Source organism: Afifella pfennigii DSM 17143 (assembly GCF_000688515.1).
Lineage (GTDB): Bacteria > Pseudomonadota > Alphaproteobacteria > Rhizobiales > Afifellaceae > Afifella > Afifella pfennigii.
The window spans coordinates 54,970-70,760 of the sequence record NZ_JHZK01000007.1 but is presented as its reverse complement, the minus strand read 5'-3'; the positions used below and the strand labels follow the sequence as shown (position 1 = coordinate 70,760).

Genomic DNA, 15,791 nt, shown 5'->3' with positions numbered 1-15,791 from the left:
AGGATCAGCCGGTCAACGCTGGGTCGAATTCCTCCGGCCTCAGATCGTGCGCCACCTTGTCGAGGACGGCGTTCACCAGCCCCGGCTTGTCGTTGTCGAAGAAGGCATGCGCCACGTCGAGATATTCGGAGATGACGACGCGGGCCGGCACGTCGCGGCGCGAGCGCAGCTCGTAGACGCCGCAGCGCAGAAGCGCGCGCAGCGTCACGTCGAGCCGCGAAAGCGGCCAGGTCGGCGGCAGCGTGGCGTGGATGATGGGGTCGATCACCGTCTGGTCGGCGACGACGCCGGCGACGAGCAGGCGGAAGAAGGCCGCGTCCGCCTCCTTCAGCTTGACGCCCTCCAGTTCCTGTCCGAGCCGGTAGGTCTCGAACTCGGCCACCACGCGCGGCAGGCTCACGCCGCCCACATCCATCTGATAGAGCGCCTGCACGGCGGCGAGCCTGGCGGCGCCGCGCTGATTGGCAGCCTTGCTTGCCCCTTCGGGCTCAGCCTGCGGCAAGACCCCACCTCTTCTTCAGTTCCAGCATGTCGCATGCGGCCGCCGCGGCGGTCGCGCCCTTGTTCTTCGCCTCCACGCCGGCGCGGGCCCAGGCCTGCGCGGCGTTCTCCACCGTCAGGATGCCGTTGCCGAGGGCCAGCCCGTGGCGGGCGACGAGCTCCATCACCACGCGCGCCGATTCGTTGGCCACGATGTCGTAATGCGAGGTCTCGCCGCGGATGACGCAGCCCAGTAGCACATAGCCGTCATAGGCGCGAAGGCTGCCCTTCTGTGCCGCCGCCAGCGCCATGGCGAGCGCGCCCGGCACTTCCAGGACGCCCGGCACGGCAATCCGCTCGAAGCTGTGGCCACGCTCCTTCAGCGCCCCGCTTGCGCCACGCACAAGCTCGTCGGCGAGGTCCTCGTAGAACCGCGCCTCGATGATCAGAAAATCGCTCATTTACCCGTTTCTTGTCAGCGGCCTATCCGCTGCGCAGGCGCTCGAGGTAGCGCGCCACGAGGTCGATCTCAAGGTTGACCTGATCGCCCGCCTGCCGCTCGCCCCAGGTGGTGATGGCGAGCGTGTGCGGAATGATCATGACTGAAAAGCGCGCCCCGTCCACGGCGTTCACCGTCAGCGAGGTGCCATCGAGCGCCACCGAGCCCTTCTCGGCGATGAAGCGGGAAAGGTTCTCCGGCGCGGCGAAGCGGAACTCCGCCATATCGCCCTCCCCTCGCCGCTCCTCGATCGTGGCGATGGCGTCGATATGGCCGGTGACGATATGCCCGCCGAGCTCGTCGCTGGCTTTCAGCGCCCGCTCCAGGTTGACCCGCCTTCCCGGTGCCCAATTGCCGGTCGTCGTGCGCGCCAGCGTCTCGCTGGAAGCTTCCACGGCGAACCACGGCCTGCCGCCGCTCGCCGCCTCGCCTTCGCCCTTCTCCACCACCGTCAGGCAGGGTCCGCCGCAGGCGATGGAGGCGCCGATGGCGATCGTCTCCGGATCGTAGGAAGTGGCGAGGCGAAACCGCCGCCCGGCGGCGAGTTCCTCCACGCGGATGACCTCGCCGATATCGGTGATGATGCCGGTAAACATCAGCCTGCCCGTAGGTAGCGCGTCAGCATGTCCTCGCCGAAGCGGCGGCGGCCGACGCGGTTGAATTTCGCGCTCTGCGTTATGGCAGAAAGCTCCATGCCGGCAAGCGCCGGAACGCCGCCGGCCCCGAGCTCGGCGGGGCTTTGGAACAACAGTACCTCGTCGACGCAATCGGCTTGCAAAAAGGCGGCGGCCGTCCTCGCGCCGCCTTCCACCAGCAGCGAGGTGATGCCCTCCACCGCGAGCAGACCGAGCGCGGAGGGTATCGCCTCCTCGCCCTTTTCGATCGCCAGCCGGCGCAGGCCGCTCCGCTTGCCGCGCATCCTCGCCGCCAGCCCCGGCGGCGGTTCGTCCGCCGAGATGAGCCAGGTCGGCGGGCCTTCGCGGAAGAGACCGGCCTCCTCCGGCACCTTGCCGGAAGCGCTGAGAACGAGGCGGATCGGCGAGCGATGCGCCAGTCCGGGCAGCCGGCAGGTGAGCGCCGGATCGTCGTCGCGGACCGTGCCGGCGCCGACCAGGATCGCATCGACGCGCGCGCGCAAGGCGTGGACGTGGCGCCGGGCGATCTCTCCGGTCACGGCGACCTGGCCCTTGCCCGTAATCCCGATGGCGCCGTCGGCGGAGACGGCAAGCTTCAGCGTCACGAAGGGCCGCGCCTTCGTCAGGCGGGAGATATGGCCGCGATGCGCCTCCCCCGCCGCCGGATCGAAGCGCTCGCATACCTCAATGCCGGCCTGCCGCAATGCCGCGATGCCCTTTCCGGCGACGCGCGAATCAGGGTCGCCGAGGCCGACCACCACGCGCCCGACGCCCGCCCGCACCACGGCTTCCGTGCAGGGCGGCGTCAGGCCGAAATGGTTGCAAGGCTCCAGCGAGACATAGAGCGTGGCGCCGCGCGCCTTCTCGCCGGCCCTCGCCAGCGCCACGGTCTCCGCATGCGGTCTTCCGCCGAGCGCGGTGCGCCCGCGCCCGACCACCTTTCCGTCCTTGACGAGAATGGCGCCGACGGCCGGATTGGGGGCCGTCTCGCCGAGCGACAGCCGGCCAAGGCGGATCGCCGCGGCAAGAAAGCGGGCGTCGAGCGCCCCCTCAGCTTCAGACATCGTCTTCGGGAAGGCGCGGTCGTTGCGGCGTTTCCAGGTCGCGCTCCTCGCGCCCACGCCCGGAAATCTCCGTCAGAAGCTCCTCGAAATCCTTCGCCTCGCGGAAATCGCGATAGACGGAGGCAAAGCGCACATAGGCGACGTCGTCGAGATTGCGCAGCCCCTCCATGACCAGGACGCCGATATCGCTGGAAGGTATTTCCGCCTCGCCCCGCGATTCCAGCTGCCGCACGATGCCGGAGACCATGCGCTCCACCCGCTCCGGATCGACGTCGCGCTTGCGCACCGCCACCTGGACGGAACGCATCAGCTTGTCGCGATCGAAGGGCACGCGCCGGCCGGATTTCTTGACCACGGTGAGCTCGCGCAGTTGCACCCGCTCGAAGGTGGTGAAGCGGCCGCCGCAATCGCTGCAGACGCGCCGCCGGCGGATGGCGTTGCCATCCTCGGTGGGGCGCGAATCCTTCACCTGGGTGTTGTCGGACCCGCAATAGGGACAGCGCATGCCGGTCCGCCTCTCGCGTTATTCCTGGTAGATGGGAAAGCGCGCCGTCAGCGCCTTGACGCGCTGGCGCACCGCCTCTTCCACCGTACCGTTGGCTTCCTCGCCATTGGCCTTCAGCCCGTCGAGGACCTCCACGATCATCTCGCCAACCTCGGCGAACTCCGCCGCGGTAAAGCCGCGCGAGGTGGCCGCCGGCGAGCCGAGGCGGATGCCGGAGGTGATGGTCGGCTTCTCCGGATCGAAGGGCACGCCGTTCTTGTTGCAGGTGATATAGGCACGCCCGAGCGACGCCTCGGTGGCCTTGCCGGTCAGTCCCTTGGGCCTCAGATCGACAAGCAGGACATGCGTGTCGGTACCGCCGGAGACGATATCGCAGCCGCCGCGTTGCAGCGTTTCGGCAAGCGTCTTGGCGTTTTCCACGACGTTCTTCGCGTAAACCTTGAACTCCGGCTTCAACGCCTCGCCGAAGGCCACGGCCTTGGCCGCGATGACATGCATCAGCGGCCCGCCCTGCAGGCCCGGAAAGACGGCGGAGTTGATCTTCTTGGCGATGGCCTCGTCGTTGGTGAGGACGAGACCGCCGCGCGGCCCGCGCAGCGTCTTGTGGGTGGTGGAGGTCACCACATGCGCATGCGGGAACGGGTTCGGATGCTGGCCGCCGGCGACGAGGCCGGCAAAATGCGCCATGTCGACCATCAGATAGGCGCCGACCTTGTCGGCGACCTCGCGGAACTTGGCGAAATCGATCACCCGGCTATAGGCCGAGCCGCCCGCGATGATGATCTTCGGCTTGTGGGTGACGGCCAGCTCCTCCAGCTGCGCCTCGTCGATGCGTCCGTCCTGCTGGCGCACGCCGTACTGCACGGCGTTGAACCACTTGCCGGAAAGGTTCGGCTTGGCGCCGTGGGTGAGATGCCCGCCGGCGTCGAGGCTGAGGCCGAGGATGGTGTCGCCCGGGCTCGCCAGCGCCAGGAGCACGGCCTGGTTCGCCTGGCTGCCGGAATTGGGCTGCACATTGGCAAAACCGCAACCGAACAGCTGCGTCACCCGCTCGATCGCCAGGTTCTCCGCCACGTCCACATGCTGGCAGCCGCCATAATAGCGCCGGCCCGGATAGCCCTCGGCGTATTTGTTCGTCAGCACCGAGCCCTGCGCCTCCAGAACGGCGCGCGAGACGATGTTCTCCGAGGCGATCAGCTCGATCTCGTGCTGCTGGCGGCCGAGCTCGGCCTTGATGGCATCGGCGATGGCTGGATCCGCCTCCTTCAGCGAGGCGGAGAAGAATCGCGACGGCAAGGCGGTCACGCGGGCGGCATCTTGCATGGGCAGAATTTCCATTGGCTGGCGGTGGCCGGCGGCGTTCTGCGCCCCGGCTCTGGCGGGCGATAACACAGAAGCCCCGGCACGGGAAGGACGCGGCCCCGCCGGCCTCCCATGCCGGGCGCTCATGCCGGCGCGGCGGCCCTCACAAAAAAGCCCCGGAGCGCTTGGCGCACCGGGGCTGCCTGCAGCCTATCCCGGCCGCCTATTGCGGCACCGGAGAGCCGATCAACTCGGCCGGCTGATTGAGCGCCATCACGCCGGGGCCGTCGAAGTTGTAGATGTCGTCGCGAAAATGCACGACGCCGTCGCCGGTCGTCCAGGCGGTGAAATACACCGTGAACAGTGCCGGCGGGTTTTCCACCTTCACGTCCAACCGCTCGCCGGAGCGGATCGCCTGATCCACCGTGGCGCGGGTATAGCCATTGCCGCGCAGCACCCAGGCGACCAGCTCGCGCACATTCATGACGCGCACGCAGCCGGAGGATTCGAAGCGGTAGTCGGAGCCGAACAATCCCTTGGAGGGCGTGTCGTGCAGGAACACCGCATGCGGGTTATGGAAGTTGATGCGCACGGAGCCGAGCGAGTTCTGGTCGCCCGGATCCTGCTTGAACATGTAGTTGACCGCCTCGTCGCTGTTCCAGTTCACCTGGCTCGGCGGGATCTCCTCGCCCTGCTGGTTGAAGATGCGGATGCGGTTGTCCGTCAGATAGCTCGGCTGCTTCTGCATCTTCGGGATGAGGTCTTTGCGGATGATGGAGCGCGGCACCGTCCAGTAGGGATTGAAATTGATCTCGTGGATGCGGCTCGACAGAAGCGGCGTCTGCCGGTCGACCTTGCCGACGACGGCGGTATGGCGCGAGACCACCCGGCCGCCCTCCACCACCTCGATCTGAGCGCCGGGCACGTTGACCATGACGTAACGCTCGACCGCGTCCTTCATCGGCGCGATGCGCTCGCGGTTGGTCTTAAGCTGCCCCAGGCGCACATGCGCCGGAACGTTGAGAGCTGCGAAGGTGCTGGGGCCGACCATGCCGTCGGCGGGAATGCCGTGCCGCTCCTGAAAGCGCATGACGGCGGCCTGCACGTAGGAATCGAAGGCATCGCCCGCCCCCGTCACCTGCCGCAGATCGCCGGAGGCGACGAGCCGCTGGCGCAGCGCCAGGACGTTGGGATGGCGCATGCCGATCTTCAGCACCGTGTCGGCCGGCACCTGAACCCAGCCGCCGGCATCCACGAGGCCCTGATACCATTCGATCGCCTGGTCCATCGCCGGCAGCGTGTAGGGCGACAGAACCGGCACGTTGCTGGCCACCGTCGGCGCGGTACGCGGCCCGCTATCGAAGGTATCGGCCCATTCCGACTGGTTGACGGGTGTGGCGGCGTTCTGCGCCAGGGCGGCGACGGGCATGCTGAGCGCCGCGGCGCAGAGGATGGGTCGCAGGAGCGAGAATGGGCTCATATTGAAAAGTGTGCCTCTTGTCGGTCGCGATGCGGTTCGAAACGGGGAACTCCGAACAGGCCGATTCCCGTCTACCATGCGGGCACCCGGCTACAAACCTTCCACGGGCCTCTCCTTGCCCGCTGCGCCGAGAATCGGCTTGGCGAATCGCAGCTCCACCCGCTTCCCGTTTTCTTCCATGGTTTTATGGCCAATCCGTGATGGCAGCACCCGACACGAAAGAGAAAGGGCCCGGACGCGCCGGGCCCTTTCATCAAGAGCAGCTACGGAAGCGGCGATCGCTCAAAGGCGGTAGAGGATCTGATCGGTCCAGAATCGCTCAAGCCGGTGCAGCGTCTTGTTGAGACGCTTGAAATCGTCCTCAGAGACGCCGCCCACCTTCTCCACCGAGGAGATGTGGCGCTCGTAGAGGCGGTCGACGATCTCGGCGACTTCCTTGCCCTTCTCCGTCAGCGAGACGCGCACCGAGCGCCGGTCGACGCGCGAGCGCTCGTGATAGAGGTAGCCGGCATCCACCAGCTTCTTCAGGTTGTAGGAGACGTTGGAGCCGAGATAATAGCCGCGCGTGCGCAATTCGCCCGCCGTCAGCTCGGCATCGCCGATATTGAACAGAAGCAGCGCCTGGACGCTGTTGACGTCGGATCGGCCCATGCGGTCGAACTCGTCCTTGATGACGTCGAGCAGGCGCCGGTGCAGGCGCTCCACCAGCGTCAGCGCGTCAAGATAGAGGGTCTTCAGATCCTCCGGCTCGGCATCGCCTTGCTCGTAGGCAAGCGCCGTCCTCTCTGCAAGCAACATGTCGCCTCTCCGTTATCATCTTGGCCGGTAGCGTTCTTGCCACCCTTGCTTGCAGCATAGGCGAGCCAATTTGAATGGAGCTTTAAGCGTCACGATGAACGAAAGCTTGCGCTTGAAATGGTAAATTTTCACATTTGTTTAGGGACTTGGCCCTCCAGGAAGCGGAAAATCCCGGAAAAGTCTGTTTCCCCGCCGCCGGTGGCGCAAAAAAGGTTAAAGAGTTCTGTCGCGCCCGAGCCGAGCGGCACCGCCGCACCCGTCTCGCTGGCGGCCGCGCGGGCCAGCTTCAGATCCTTCAGCATCATCGCCGCGGTGAAGCCCGCCTGGTAGTCGCGGTTGGCCGGCGAGGTCGGCACTGGTCCGGGAACCGGGCAATAGGTCGTCAGCGACCAGCACTGGCCGGAGGATTTGGAGGAGACGTCGAAGAGCTTCTGGCGGTCCAGCCCCAGCCGGTCGGCGAGCCCGAAAGCCTCCGCCACGCCGATCATGGAGATGCCGAGGATCATGTTGTTGCACATCTTCGCCGCCTGGCCGGTGCCGGAGGCGCCGCAATGCACGATCGTCTTGCCCATCGCCTGGAACAGCGGCTCGGCCGTGGCGAAGGCGTCTTTCTCGCCGCCCACCATGAAGGTCAGCGTGCCGGCCTCCGCGCCGCCCGTGCCGCCGGAGACCGGCGCGTCGAGCATCGCCATGCCGGCCTCCGCCGCCGTGGCGGCGACGGCGCGGGCCGTGGCGACGTCGATGGTGGAGCAGTCGATGAGAAGCGTGCCCTGGCGGGCACTGGAGAGGATACCGCCCTCGCCGCGATAAACCGCGTCGACCTGCGGCCCTGCCGGCAGCATCGTAACCACGATACCCGCCTCGCGCACCGCCTCCGCAAGCGATCCCGCCGCCCGCCCGCCGGCCTCCACGAAGGCCGAGACGGCCTTCTCGCTGACATCGTAGCCGACGACCTCGTGCCCGGCCTTCGCAAGGTTGCGGGCCATCGGCGCGCCCATATTGCCGAGGCCGAAAAACGCAATGCGTGCCATACTCCCCTCCCGTTCTATTCCTCCCGACGCCAGCGGCGCCAATCGGCGAAAAGAAATGCCAGATAAAGGCCGAAGAAGCCGAGATGCAGAAGCACCTGGCTCGGCGCGCTGCCGTAGACGTCTCTGAACACGGTATACATGGCGACTTCCGCCACCGCCGCGACGGCCCAGATCACTGGCCCCCATGCCGCGCCCACCCAGAGCCCGACCGCAGTCAGGAGATTGAGAACACAAAGCGTCACCAGCGCGGTGCGCCAGGCCGGCGAAAGGGCGAGGAAATGCTCCCCGTCCGGAGACAGCCCCATCAGACCGGCGGCACGAAACAGCCCCAGCGCCAGAAACAGAAGCGCCACGAAGCGCAGGTAATGACGCGTCGCCTGCCCCGGCTGAGCCTTCGCGTCGACGAGTTCCACCACGTCGCTCATCGCGCCGTCTCCGGCAGGTCGAGTTCATCTCCGAGCGGGGCAAAATAGGCGTCGATATCCGCCTCGCTCACCTCCGCGAGAGAGCCCGGCCGCCATTTCGGCGCCCGGTCCTTGTCGAGGATCTGGGCGCGGATGCCCTCGTAGATGTCATGGCCCGCAAGCACGCGGTGCACGATACGGTATTCGGTGCGCATCGCCTCGGCGAAATCGAGCCCGGCGCCGAGCCGCATCTGGCGAAGGGCGATCTTGAGGCTGGTCGGCGATTTATGCCTCATCGCCTCCAGCGCCTTCTGGCCGCGCCGCCAATCCGGCATCGCCTCCAGCCGCGCGACGATCTCTTCCACGCTCGACGCGCAGAAGGCCTTTTCGATGCGCGGCGCATCCTCGGCAAGCTGCGACGGGCCACCCGGCTCCACGAAGCTGTCGAGCACCGCCTGCGTATCGGTCTCCGAGGCAAGCGCTTGAACCACCTCATCGAACCGCGCGCCGGCCACGCCATGCGTCGCAAGTCCCGCCCACAGGCAGTCCTCGCGGCCGATACGCGCGCCCGTCAGGGCCAGATAGGTGCCGGCATACGCGGGCAGCCGCGGCAACAGATGGGTTCCGCCGACATCGGGAAAGAAGCCGATGCCGACCTCCGGCATGGCGAAGCTGATCTTTTCGCCGGCGACGCGATGGCTGCCATGCAGCGACACCCCGACGCCGCCGCCCATGACGATGCCGTCGATGAGCGCCACATAGGGCTTGGGGAAGGTCTTGATGGCGTGGTTCAGCCGGTATTCGTCGAAGAAGAAGTCGGTGGGCGGCGGGGCGTTCTCCGCCTTCGCCCTCAGTCCCGATTCCGACAGGCCCTTAAGGTCGCCGCCGGCCGAGAAAGCCTTCTCGTCGAGCGAGCGGATGGCCACATGGGCGATGTCGTCATCGCGCGCCCATTCCTGAAGCGCCTTGCCGATGGCGCGCACCATGTCGTGGCTGAGCGCGTTCAGCACCGTGCCGCGATTGAGGCTGATGAGGCCGAGCCGGCCGCGCTTGTCGCAGAAGATTTCCGCTTCGCTCACGATCAGTCCTTCAGGAGCGCGCGGGCGACGATGACCCGCATGATCTCGTTGGTGCCTTCAAGAATCTGGTGAACGCGCAGATCGCGCAGGAAGCGCTCCACCGGATAGTCGCGCAGATAGCCGTAGCCGCCATGCAGCTGCAGCGCCTCGTTGACGATGGCGAAGCAGGCATCGGTCGCAAAGCGCTTGGCCATCGCCGCGGCCATGGTCGCGTCCGGCGCCTTGGCGTCGAGCTTGGCGGCTGCCTGGCGCACCATCAGCCGCGCCGCCTCCAGATCCGTCGCCATGTCGGCGAGGCGGAATTGCAGCGCCTGGAAATCGGCGAGCCTTCTGCCGAACTGGCTGCGCTCCTTCAGGTAATCGCGCGACTGGCGCAGGCACGCCCCCGCCCCGCCGAGCGAGCAGGCGGCGATATTGATGCGCCCGCCATCGAGCCCCGCCATGGCGATCTTGAAGCCGTCGCCCTCCGCGCCGAGGAGGTTTTCCGCCGGCACCCGGCAATCCTCGAAGATCACCTGCGCCGTCGGCTGGCTGTGCCAGCCGAGCTTGGCCTCCTGCGCTCCGAAGGCGAGGCCGGGCGTGTCCTTCTCCACCACCAGGCAGGAAATGCCGGAGGGGCCGTCCGCGCCGGTGCGCGCCATGACGACATAGATGTCGGAGCTGCCGGCGCCGGAGATAAAGGATTTGGTGCCGTTGAGGAGATATTCCCCGCCCTCGCGCACGGCCTTCAGGCGAAGAGCGGCGGCGTCGGAGCCGGCCTGCGGCTCCGTCAGGCAATAGGAGGCGAAATGCTCCATGGTGGCGAGCTTCGGCACGAAGCGTCGGCGCTGCTCATCGCTGCCGAAGGCATCGATCATCCAGGTCGCCATGTTGTGGATGGAAAGATACGCCGCCGTTGAGGTGCAGCCCTGCGCCAGGCCCTCGAAGATCAGCGCCGCGTCGAGGCGGCCGAGACCGGAGCCACCGACATCCTCGCGCGCATAGATGGCGCCGAAGCCGAGTTTGGCCGCGCGGCGAAGCACATCCATCGGGAAATGGTGCTCCTCATCCCAGCGTCTGGCATGTGGCGCCATTTCGTCGCGGGCGAAGCTTTCGGCCAGATCGAGGAAGGAGCGCTGCTCCTCGGAGAGTTCGAAGTCCATGCCCTCGTGCTTTATTGAGAGCCTCAGGGAGCGTCAATCGCGGCACGTTTTTGCCGCAGCTTCGCTCTCTCTTGGCTAGCCGGGTCGCCGGGGCTATGGTCGGTCCGACAAAGGGGGCTCTCATGAATGTCACCTTCGGCAGCGAAGCCATGCCGGACATCGACCGCATCACCGGGCGCCGTCGCATGCGCCGCAACCGCCGCACCGACTGGTCGCGCCGCCTCATCCGAGAGAACCTTCTGACGGTGGACGATCTCATCTGGCCGATTTTCGTCATCGAGGGCGAGGGCCAGCGCCACAAGGTGCCCTCCATGCCCGGCGTGGAGCGCTTGTCGGTCGACGCGGCGGTCGCCGCCGCCGTCCATGCGCGCGAGCTCGGCATCCCGCTTCTTGCCCTCTTCCCCAACACCGAGCCCGACAAGCGCGACGACGACGGCTCCGAGGCGTTGAACGAGGACAATCTCATCTGCCGCGCCTGCCGGGCGATCAAGGCGGCGGTGCCGGAAGTCGGGCTGATGACCGATGTCGCCCTCGACCCCTATACCAGCCACGGCCATGACGGGCTGTTGCGCGAGGGCGAGATCATCAACGACGAGACGGTCTCCGTGCTCACCCGCCAGGCCATCGTCCAGGCCGATGCCGGCTCCGATGTCGTCGCGCCCTCCGACATGATGGACGGGCGCATCGGCGCCATCCGCGAGACGCTCGACGCATCCGGCCACGCCCAGGTGCAGATCATCGCCTATACGGCGAAATACGCCTCCGCCTTCTACGGCCCGTTCCGCGACGCGGTCGGCTCCGGCAAGATGCTGTCGGGCGACAAGAAGACCTACCAGATGGACCCCGCCAACACCGACGAATCCCTGCGCGAGGCCGAGCTCGACATCGCCGAGGGGGCGGACATGATCATGGTCAAGCCGGGCCTTCCCTATCTCGATATCATCTTCCGCCTCAAACAGACCTTCGGCATGCCGACGGTCGCCTACAACACCTCTGGCGAATACGCCATGATCGAGGCGGCCGCGGCCAACGGGTGGCTCGACGGCGAGCGCGCCATGCTGGAGAGCCTCATCGCCTTCAAGCGCGCCGGCGCCGATTCCATCCTGACCTATTTCGCCCCGCGCGCCGCCGCGCTCCTGAAGGAAGGCGCCTGAGCGCTCAGGCTCCCGGCTCGCCTCCGACGGCTTGAAAGCGCAAACCTTGAAGCATGAGCCTGCCGGCCCCACTTCTTCGCCGGCAGGCTCATGCTTCATGAGCGCGACGACCAACGACCTTATCGACGCCGGCGGCCCGCCGCGCCTCGATCCGGCGCTGCATCCCGAGCTTTACGACAATGTGCGCACGCGCCGCATACTGGCTTTCCTCTTCGACGCCGTCATCATGTTCGTGCTGATGGTGGTCGCGTTTTTCGTCATCACCGTGCTTGGCCTTTTCACGCTCGGCCTCGGCTTCCTTCTCTACGCCTTGATCTGGCCGGTCGTGCCGATTCTCTACAACATGTTCACGCTGGGCGGCGCCAACTCGGCGACCGTCGGCATGCGCATGATGGGACTTGAGATGCGCACCTATGACGGCGGGCGCATGTACAGCCTCTTAGCGGCCGTCCATGCCGCGCTCTACTGGTTCTCCGTCACCATTTTGACGCCTTTCATCCTGCTCGTCTCGCTGTTCTCGGCGAGAAAGCGCATGCTGCACGACATGGCGATCGGCACGACCGTCATCCGCGCCGATCTCTGAACGCTGGCACGCCCTCTCCACAGCCCGGCGCGCTCGCGCCCGCCGCGCATTGTGAGCCGCCCGGCCCCCGCATAATCTGGAAGGGGGTGCGGCATGAGCTTTCTTGATGCGCAGATGTGGCTCACCTTCGCGGTGATCGCCCTTACCGTCGTCGGCTTCTCGCTGGAGCGGCTGGCCGTGGAGACCGTGGCGCTCGCCGCCCTCGTGGCGCTGACCCTCGTCTTTGTCGTCGCTCCCGACCTTCTCGGGCTCGCCAGCCCGCTCGGCTTCGCCGACCTTCTCGCCGGCTTCGCCAATCCGGCGCTTGTCGCCGTCCTCAGCCTCATCATCGTCGGCCAGGGGCTCTTCCAGACCGGCGCCCTGGACAGGCCGAGCCGGCGTCTTGCCCGCACCACGGCGTTGAAGCCCTGGGCCGTCGTGGCGCTCCTCATCCTCTTCGCCGCCGTCCTGTCGGCCTTTCTCAACAACACGCCGGTCGTCGTGATGATGATACCGGTGCTCATCTCGCTCGCCCGTGAGCGGCGCACCTCTCCGGCGCGCTTTCTGATGGCGCTCAACTTCGCCACCATCGTCGGCGGCTCCACCACGCTCATCGGCTCCTCCACCAACCTTCTGGTGGCCGAGGTGGCGCGCAACGCGGCCGATATCCGCCTCGGTCTCTTCGACCTCACGGTGCCCGGCCTCGTCATTGCCCTCTTCGCCATCCCCTATATTCTTTTCATCGTTCCCCGCTTCTTCGCCGCCGCCCCGACGGCGACCGAGAAGGCGCTGAGCCGCAAGCAATTCATCGCCGAACTGGTTCTGCCCGAAGAGCATCCGCTCGTCGGCACGCAATCGGTCGCCGGTCTTTTTCCGGGCCTGCGCGACGTCACCGTGCGCTTCGTCAAGCGCGGCGACACGGTGCACCTGCCGCCCTTCGAGGACGTGACGCTGAAACAGGGCGATCTGGTCGTCGTCAGCGGCATCCGCGAGGATCTCGCCCGTCTCGGCATCGTCGGCGGGCCGCGGATGGAGAAGAGCGGCGAGGCTTCCGGCACACTCTCGGTGGCGGAGGCCATCGTGGCGCCGGGAGCGCGCATCATCGGGCGCTCTCCGGAAGAGACGGGCATCGAGCAGAGCACCGGCCTGCGCGTCGCCGCGGTGGAACGGCGGGGACGCATGACGCGTCAGGCCTTCTCCGATATCCGCCTGGAGGCCGGCGACGTCTTGCTTCTTTCCGGCAGCGACGCCGCCTTCGACCGCCAGCGCGGCAACCGCGACATCCTCATCCTGGAAAAATCCTTCGCGCCGCTGCCGGCCCGGCGCGACGCCACCCGCGCCATCCTCATCTTCGCCGGCCTCGTTGTGGTCGCCGCGACGGGGCTCGTCTCCATCGCCATCGCCGCACTCATCGCGGCGCTTCTCATGCTCGTCTCCGGCTGCCTCAACGTGCGTCAGGCGCGCCGCGCCTTCGATGCACGCATCTTCATGCTGATCGGCGCCTCCATCGCCCTCGCCACGGCCATGGAACGAACAGGCGGCGCGCATTTCCTCGCCGGCGAGCTGGTGCGCGTGACGGAGGCCGGCGGCCCGCATATCCTGCTTTCGGCGCTTTTTGCGCTGGTGGCGGTGCTCACCAATCTTCTTTCCAACAACGCCACGGCCGTTCTCTTCACGCCGATCGCCGTCTCCGCCGCGGTGACGGCCGGCGCGCCGGTCCTGCCCTTCGTCATGGCCGTGATTTTCGCCGCCAACGCCTCGTTCGCCACGCCCGTCGGCTACCAGACCAATCTTCTCGTCATGGGTCCCGGCGGCTACCGCTTCCGCGATTTTCTCATCACCGGCGCACCGCTCACCGTGATTGCCTGGCTTGTGTTTTCGCTGTTTGCGCCATGGTATTATGATTTTTGAAGCCGGTTCATAAGAGACTATCGCGATGACGCGGCCGATTGCCGAAGCCCAGCAATTCTATCTGACGGCGCCGAGCCCGTGCCCCTATCTGCCGGACCGCCAGGAGCGCAAGGTCTTCACCCAGATGGCCGGACCGCACGCGCCGGCACTGAACGATATCTTGAGCCAGGGCGGCTTCCGTCGCAGCCAGACCATCGCCTATCGGCCGGCCTGCGACCGCTGCGCGGCCTGCGTTTCGGTGCGGGTCTGCGCCGATCTTTTCGTGCGCACCCGCTCCATGCGCCGCATCGCCGAGCGCAACCGCGATCTGGTCACCCAATGGTGCGAGAACCGGGCCACCAGCGATCAGTACTCCCTGTTCTATCGCTATCTGGAGGAGCGCCATTCCGGCGGCGGCATGCTGCAGATGACGGTGCTCGACTATGCGCTGATGGTGGAGGACAGCCACGCCGATACGCGGCTGGTGGAATATCGTCGCCGCACGCCCGATTCGGCGACCGGCGTGCGCGGCGACGGCGAGCTCGTCGCCTGTGCTCTCACCGACATCCTCTCCGACGGCCTGTCGATGGTCTATTCCTTCTTCGACCCAAGGGAGAAGGACCGCTCGCTCGGCACCTATATCATTCTCGACCACATCGAGCGCGCCAAGCGGTTGGGAAAGCCTTATGTCTATCTCGGCTACTGGGTCGAGGGATCGAAGAAGATGGCCTATAAGTCGCGCTTTCGCCCGCAGGAGCGTTTGACCCTGCGGGGCTGGGAGCGCTTTGCTTGAAGCTTGTTCTACGATTTGGTCTGTTCGCCGCGCTCTTCCTGTCGGCTCTGAGCTTCGCTGGTGCGCTCTCGCCCAATCTCGACGCCATCAACCATTTCCGGCCCTTCATCTTCGCCGCTTTCCTGGCGCTGGCGGCTTTCGCCGCGTTCTTGCGGGCGCGCGCGGCCATGCTTGCCGCGCTGTTCTTGGCGGCTGCCCAGTTCTACTTCCTGGCCACCGAGCTTGCCCCCAAGATCGGCGTGGAGCGGGCACTCGCCAGCAATGCCCGGCTGAAGCTGGTCACCTTGAACATGCTCGACACCCGCACCGATCCGCAGGCGCTTGTAAGCTTCGTGGAGCGCGAGCGGCCCGATGTTCTCGTCCTTGTCGAGGCCTGGCCCAATGTCGTTGCGACCCTTGACCGGGTCGAGGAGCTGATGCCCTACCGCTTCGACTGCTTTGAGGCCAGGAGCTGCGATATCTCGGTCCTGAGCCGCCTGCCCTTCCGCTCCGCCAAGGTGTGGCGGCCCGGGCCGGACGATCCGCCGGAGCCGCGCTTTCCGGCCCTGGCACGCCTGCAAATCGTCAAGGACGGCATGCCCGTCACCTTGTGGGCGACGCATTTGCACTGGCCGTTTCCCGCCGACGAGCAGGAAGCGGAGTTCGCCAACCTGAAGACGCGTCTTGCCGATGCGGAACCCAACACCATCCTGGCCGGCGACTTCAACTCCACGCCCTGGTCCTACGCGCTGCGCCGCTTCGATGCGGCGACGCCGCTCACCCGCGTGACCCGCGCCCTTCCCACCTGGCCTTCCACGAATGCGACCTTTCGCGGCCGCTTCACGCTGCCCGCCTTCGGCCCGGTGATGCCGCTCGATCACGTCTATCTCGGCACGGGACTTGCGGCGGCCGACATCCGCCGCGGCCCCAATCTCGGCTCCGACCACTACCCGGTGATCGTGGAGATCGCTCCTAGTTCCTAGCCCCCGCTCCT

17 protein-coding genes are annotated in these 15,791 nt (G+C 66.7%); 5 read left to right on the top strand and 12 right to left on the bottom strand.

The annotated features are described in order from the left end of the window. Positions 1-4 precede the first annotated feature (4 nt). The 12 genes from nusB to Q331_RS0107655 all read right to left on the bottom strand — a co-directional run bounded on the left by nusB (position 5) and on the right by Q331_RS0107655 (position 10,419). Positions 5-502 (bottom strand): transcription antitermination factor NusB, encoded by a 498-nt coding sequence (gene nusB / locus Q331_RS0107710; protein ID WP_026380210.1) that lies wholly within the window; start codon positions 500-502, stop codon positions 5-7. Next, complete coding sequence (ribH, locus tag Q331_RS0107705; RefSeq protein WP_026380209.1) at positions 489-941, bottom strand: 6,7-dimethyl-8-ribityllumazine synthase; 453 nt, start codon at positions 939-941, stop codon at positions 489-491. Before ribH ends, nusB begins: the two co-directional genes overlap by 14 nt. A gap of 22 nt (positions 942-963) precedes the next feature. After that, on the bottom strand, positions 964-1,575 hold the full coding sequence (locus tag Q331_RS0107700) for a riboflavin synthase (protein WP_026380208.1): 612 nt from the start codon (positions 1,573-1,575) through the stop codon (positions 964-966). Then, positions 1,575-2,678 (bottom strand): bifunctional diaminohydroxyphosphoribosylaminopyrimidine deaminase/5-amino-6-(5-phosphoribosylamino)uracil reductase RibD, encoded by a 1,104-nt coding sequence (gene ribD, locus Q331_RS0107695; RefSeq protein ID WP_051630804.1) that lies wholly within the window; start codon positions 2,676-2,678, stop codon positions 1,575-1,577. The genes Q331_RS0107700 and ribD overlap by 1 nt, the downstream gene beginning before the upstream one ends. Beyond that, positions 2,671-3,183 (bottom strand): transcriptional regulator NrdR, encoded by a 513-nt coding sequence (gene nrdR / locus Q331_RS0107690; protein WP_026380206.1) that lies wholly within the window; start codon positions 3,181-3,183, stop codon positions 2,671-2,673. The genes ribD and nrdR overlap by 8 nt, the downstream gene beginning before the upstream one ends. A gap of 18 nt (positions 3,184-3,201) precedes the next feature. Further along, positions 3,202-4,506 carry a serine hydroxymethyltransferase gene (gene glyA, locus Q331_RS0107685; protein WP_026380205.1) on the bottom strand — a complete coding sequence of 435 codons (1,305 nt, stop codon included), beginning with the start codon at positions 4,504-4,506 and terminating at the stop codon, positions 3,202-3,204. 202 nt (positions 4,507-4,708) lie between these two features. After that, positions 4,709-5,965 (bottom strand): L,D-transpeptidase family protein, encoded by a 1,257-nt coding sequence (locus Q331_RS20525; protein ID WP_051630802.1) that lies wholly within the window; start codon positions 5,963-5,965, stop codon positions 4,709-4,711. Positions 5,966-6,247: 282 nt separating this feature from the next. Further along, positions 6,248-6,763 (bottom strand): transcriptional regulator LdtR, encoded by a 516-nt coding sequence (gene ldtR, locus Q331_RS0107675; RefSeq protein WP_026380204.1) that lies wholly within the window; start codon positions 6,761-6,763, stop codon positions 6,248-6,250. A 128-nt stretch (positions 6,764-6,891) separates the two neighbouring features. Then, positions 6,892-7,794: a 3-hydroxyisobutyrate dehydrogenase gene (gene mmsB, locus Q331_RS0107670; RefSeq protein ID WP_026380203.1), complete on the bottom strand. Its 903-nt coding sequence runs from the start codon at positions 7,792-7,794 to the stop codon at positions 6,892-6,894. A 14-nt stretch (positions 7,795-7,808) separates the two neighbouring features. Then, on the bottom strand, positions 7,809-8,219 hold the full coding sequence (locus Q331_RS20520; protein ID WP_051630799.1) for a DUF6163 family protein: 411 nt from the start codon (positions 8,217-8,219) through the stop codon (positions 7,809-7,811). After that, the gene (locus Q331_RS0107660) at positions 8,216-9,277 is read right to left on the bottom strand and encodes an enoyl-CoA hydratase/isomerase family protein (protein ID WP_026380202.1); all 1,062 of its coding nucleotides are present in this window, start codon (positions 9,275-9,277) and stop codon (positions 8,216-8,218) included. The genes Q331_RS20520 and Q331_RS0107660 overlap by 4 nt, the downstream gene beginning before the upstream one ends. A gap of 2 nt (positions 9,278-9,279) precedes the next feature. Next, positions 9,280-10,419: an isobutyryl-CoA dehydrogenase gene (locus Q331_RS0107655; protein WP_026380201.1), complete on the bottom strand. Its 1,140-nt coding sequence runs from the start codon at positions 10,417-10,419 to the stop codon at positions 9,280-9,282. Between the two features lie 122 nt (positions 10,420-10,541). On the opposite strand from Q331_RS0107655, the gene hemB reads away from it, so the two are divergent. From hemB to Q331_RS22945, 5 genes are all read left to right on the top strand, one after another. Next, positions 10,542-11,573 (top strand): porphobilinogen synthase, encoded by a 1,032-nt coding sequence (gene hemB, locus Q331_RS0107650; protein ID WP_084174883.1) that lies wholly within the window; start codon positions 10,542-10,544, stop codon positions 11,571-11,573. Between the two features lie 97 nt (positions 11,574-11,670). After that, a complete protein-coding gene (locus tag Q331_RS0107645) occupies positions 11,671-12,156 on the top strand; it encodes an RDD family protein (protein ID WP_034491439.1) in 486 nt (161 codons plus the stop codon). Between the two features lie 93 nt (positions 12,157-12,249). Then, entirely contained in the window at positions 12,250-14,046 is a 1,797-nt protein-coding gene (locus tag Q331_RS0107640; protein WP_026380198.1) for an SLC13 family permease, read from the top strand. 25 nt (positions 14,047-14,071) lie between these two features. Next, on the top strand, positions 14,072-14,818 hold the full coding sequence (locus Q331_RS0107635) for an arginyltransferase (protein ID WP_026380197.1): 747 nt from the start codon (positions 14,072-14,074) through the stop codon (positions 14,816-14,818). Then, positions 14,815-15,780 carry an endonuclease/exonuclease/phosphatase family protein gene (locus tag Q331_RS22945; RefSeq protein WP_026380196.1) on the top strand — a complete coding sequence of 322 codons (966 nt, stop codon included), beginning with the start codon at positions 14,815-14,817 and terminating at the stop codon, positions 15,778-15,780. The genes Q331_RS0107635 and Q331_RS22945 overlap by 4 nt, the downstream gene beginning before the upstream one ends. The last annotated feature ends 11 nt before the right edge of the window (positions 15,781-15,791 follow it).

What these genes read in the sequence shown, in the direction of transcription:
- ribH (WP_026380209.1), bottom strand. Translation starts at nt 941, where the DNA reads ATGAGCGATTTTCTGATCATCGAGGCGCGGTTCTACGAGGACCTCGCC.
- Q331_RS0107640 (WP_026380198.1), top strand. Translation starts at nt 12,250, where the DNA reads ATGAGCTTTCTTGATGCGCAGATGTGGCTCACCTTCGCGGTGATCGCC.
- nrdR (WP_026380206.1), bottom strand. Translation starts at nt 3,183, where the DNA reads ATGCGCTGTCCCTATTGCGGGTCCGACAACACCCAGGTGAAGGATTCG.
- Q331_RS0107655 (WP_026380201.1), bottom strand. Translation starts at nt 10,419, where the DNA reads ATGGACTTCGAACTCTCCGAGGAGCAGCGCTCCTTCCTCGATCTGGCC.
- hemB (WP_084174883.1), top strand. Translation starts at nt 10,542, where the DNA reads ATGAATGTCACCTTCGGCAGCGAAGCCATGCCGGACATCGACCGCATC.
- Q331_RS0107635 (WP_026380197.1), top strand. Translation starts at nt 14,072, where the DNA reads ATGACGCGGCCGATTGCCGAAGCCCAGCAATTCTATCTGACGGCGCCG.
- ribD (WP_051630804.1), bottom strand. Translation starts at nt 2,678, where the DNA reads ATGTCTGAAGCTGAGGGGGCGCTCGACGCCCGCTTTCTTGCCGCGGCG.
- Q331_RS20525 (WP_051630802.1), bottom strand. Translation starts at nt 5,965, where the DNA reads ATGAGCCCATTCTCGCTCCTGCGACCCATCCTCTGCGCCGCGGCGCTC.
- Q331_RS0107700 (WP_026380208.1), bottom strand. Translation starts at nt 1,575, where the DNA reads ATGTTTACCGGCATCATCACCGATATCGGCGAGGTCATCCGCGTGGAG.
- glyA (WP_026380205.1), bottom strand. Translation starts at nt 4,506, where the DNA reads ATGCAAGATGCCGCCCGCGTGACCGCCTTGCCGTCGCGATTCTTCTCC.
- mmsB (WP_026380203.1), bottom strand. Translation starts at nt 7,794, where the DNA reads ATGGCACGCATTGCGTTTTTCGGCCTCGGCAATATGGGCGCGCCGATG.
- ldtR (WP_026380204.1), bottom strand. Translation starts at nt 6,763, where the DNA reads ATGTTGCTTGCAGAGAGGACGGCGCTTGCCTACGAGCAAGGCGATGCC.
- Q331_RS0107645 (WP_034491439.1), top strand. Translation starts at nt 11,671, where the DNA reads ATGAGCGCGACGACCAACGACCTTATCGACGCCGGCGGCCCGCCGCGC.
- Q331_RS20520 (WP_051630799.1), bottom strand. Translation starts at nt 8,219, where the DNA reads ATGAGCGACGTGGTGGAACTCGTCGACGCGAAGGCTCAGCCGGGGCAG.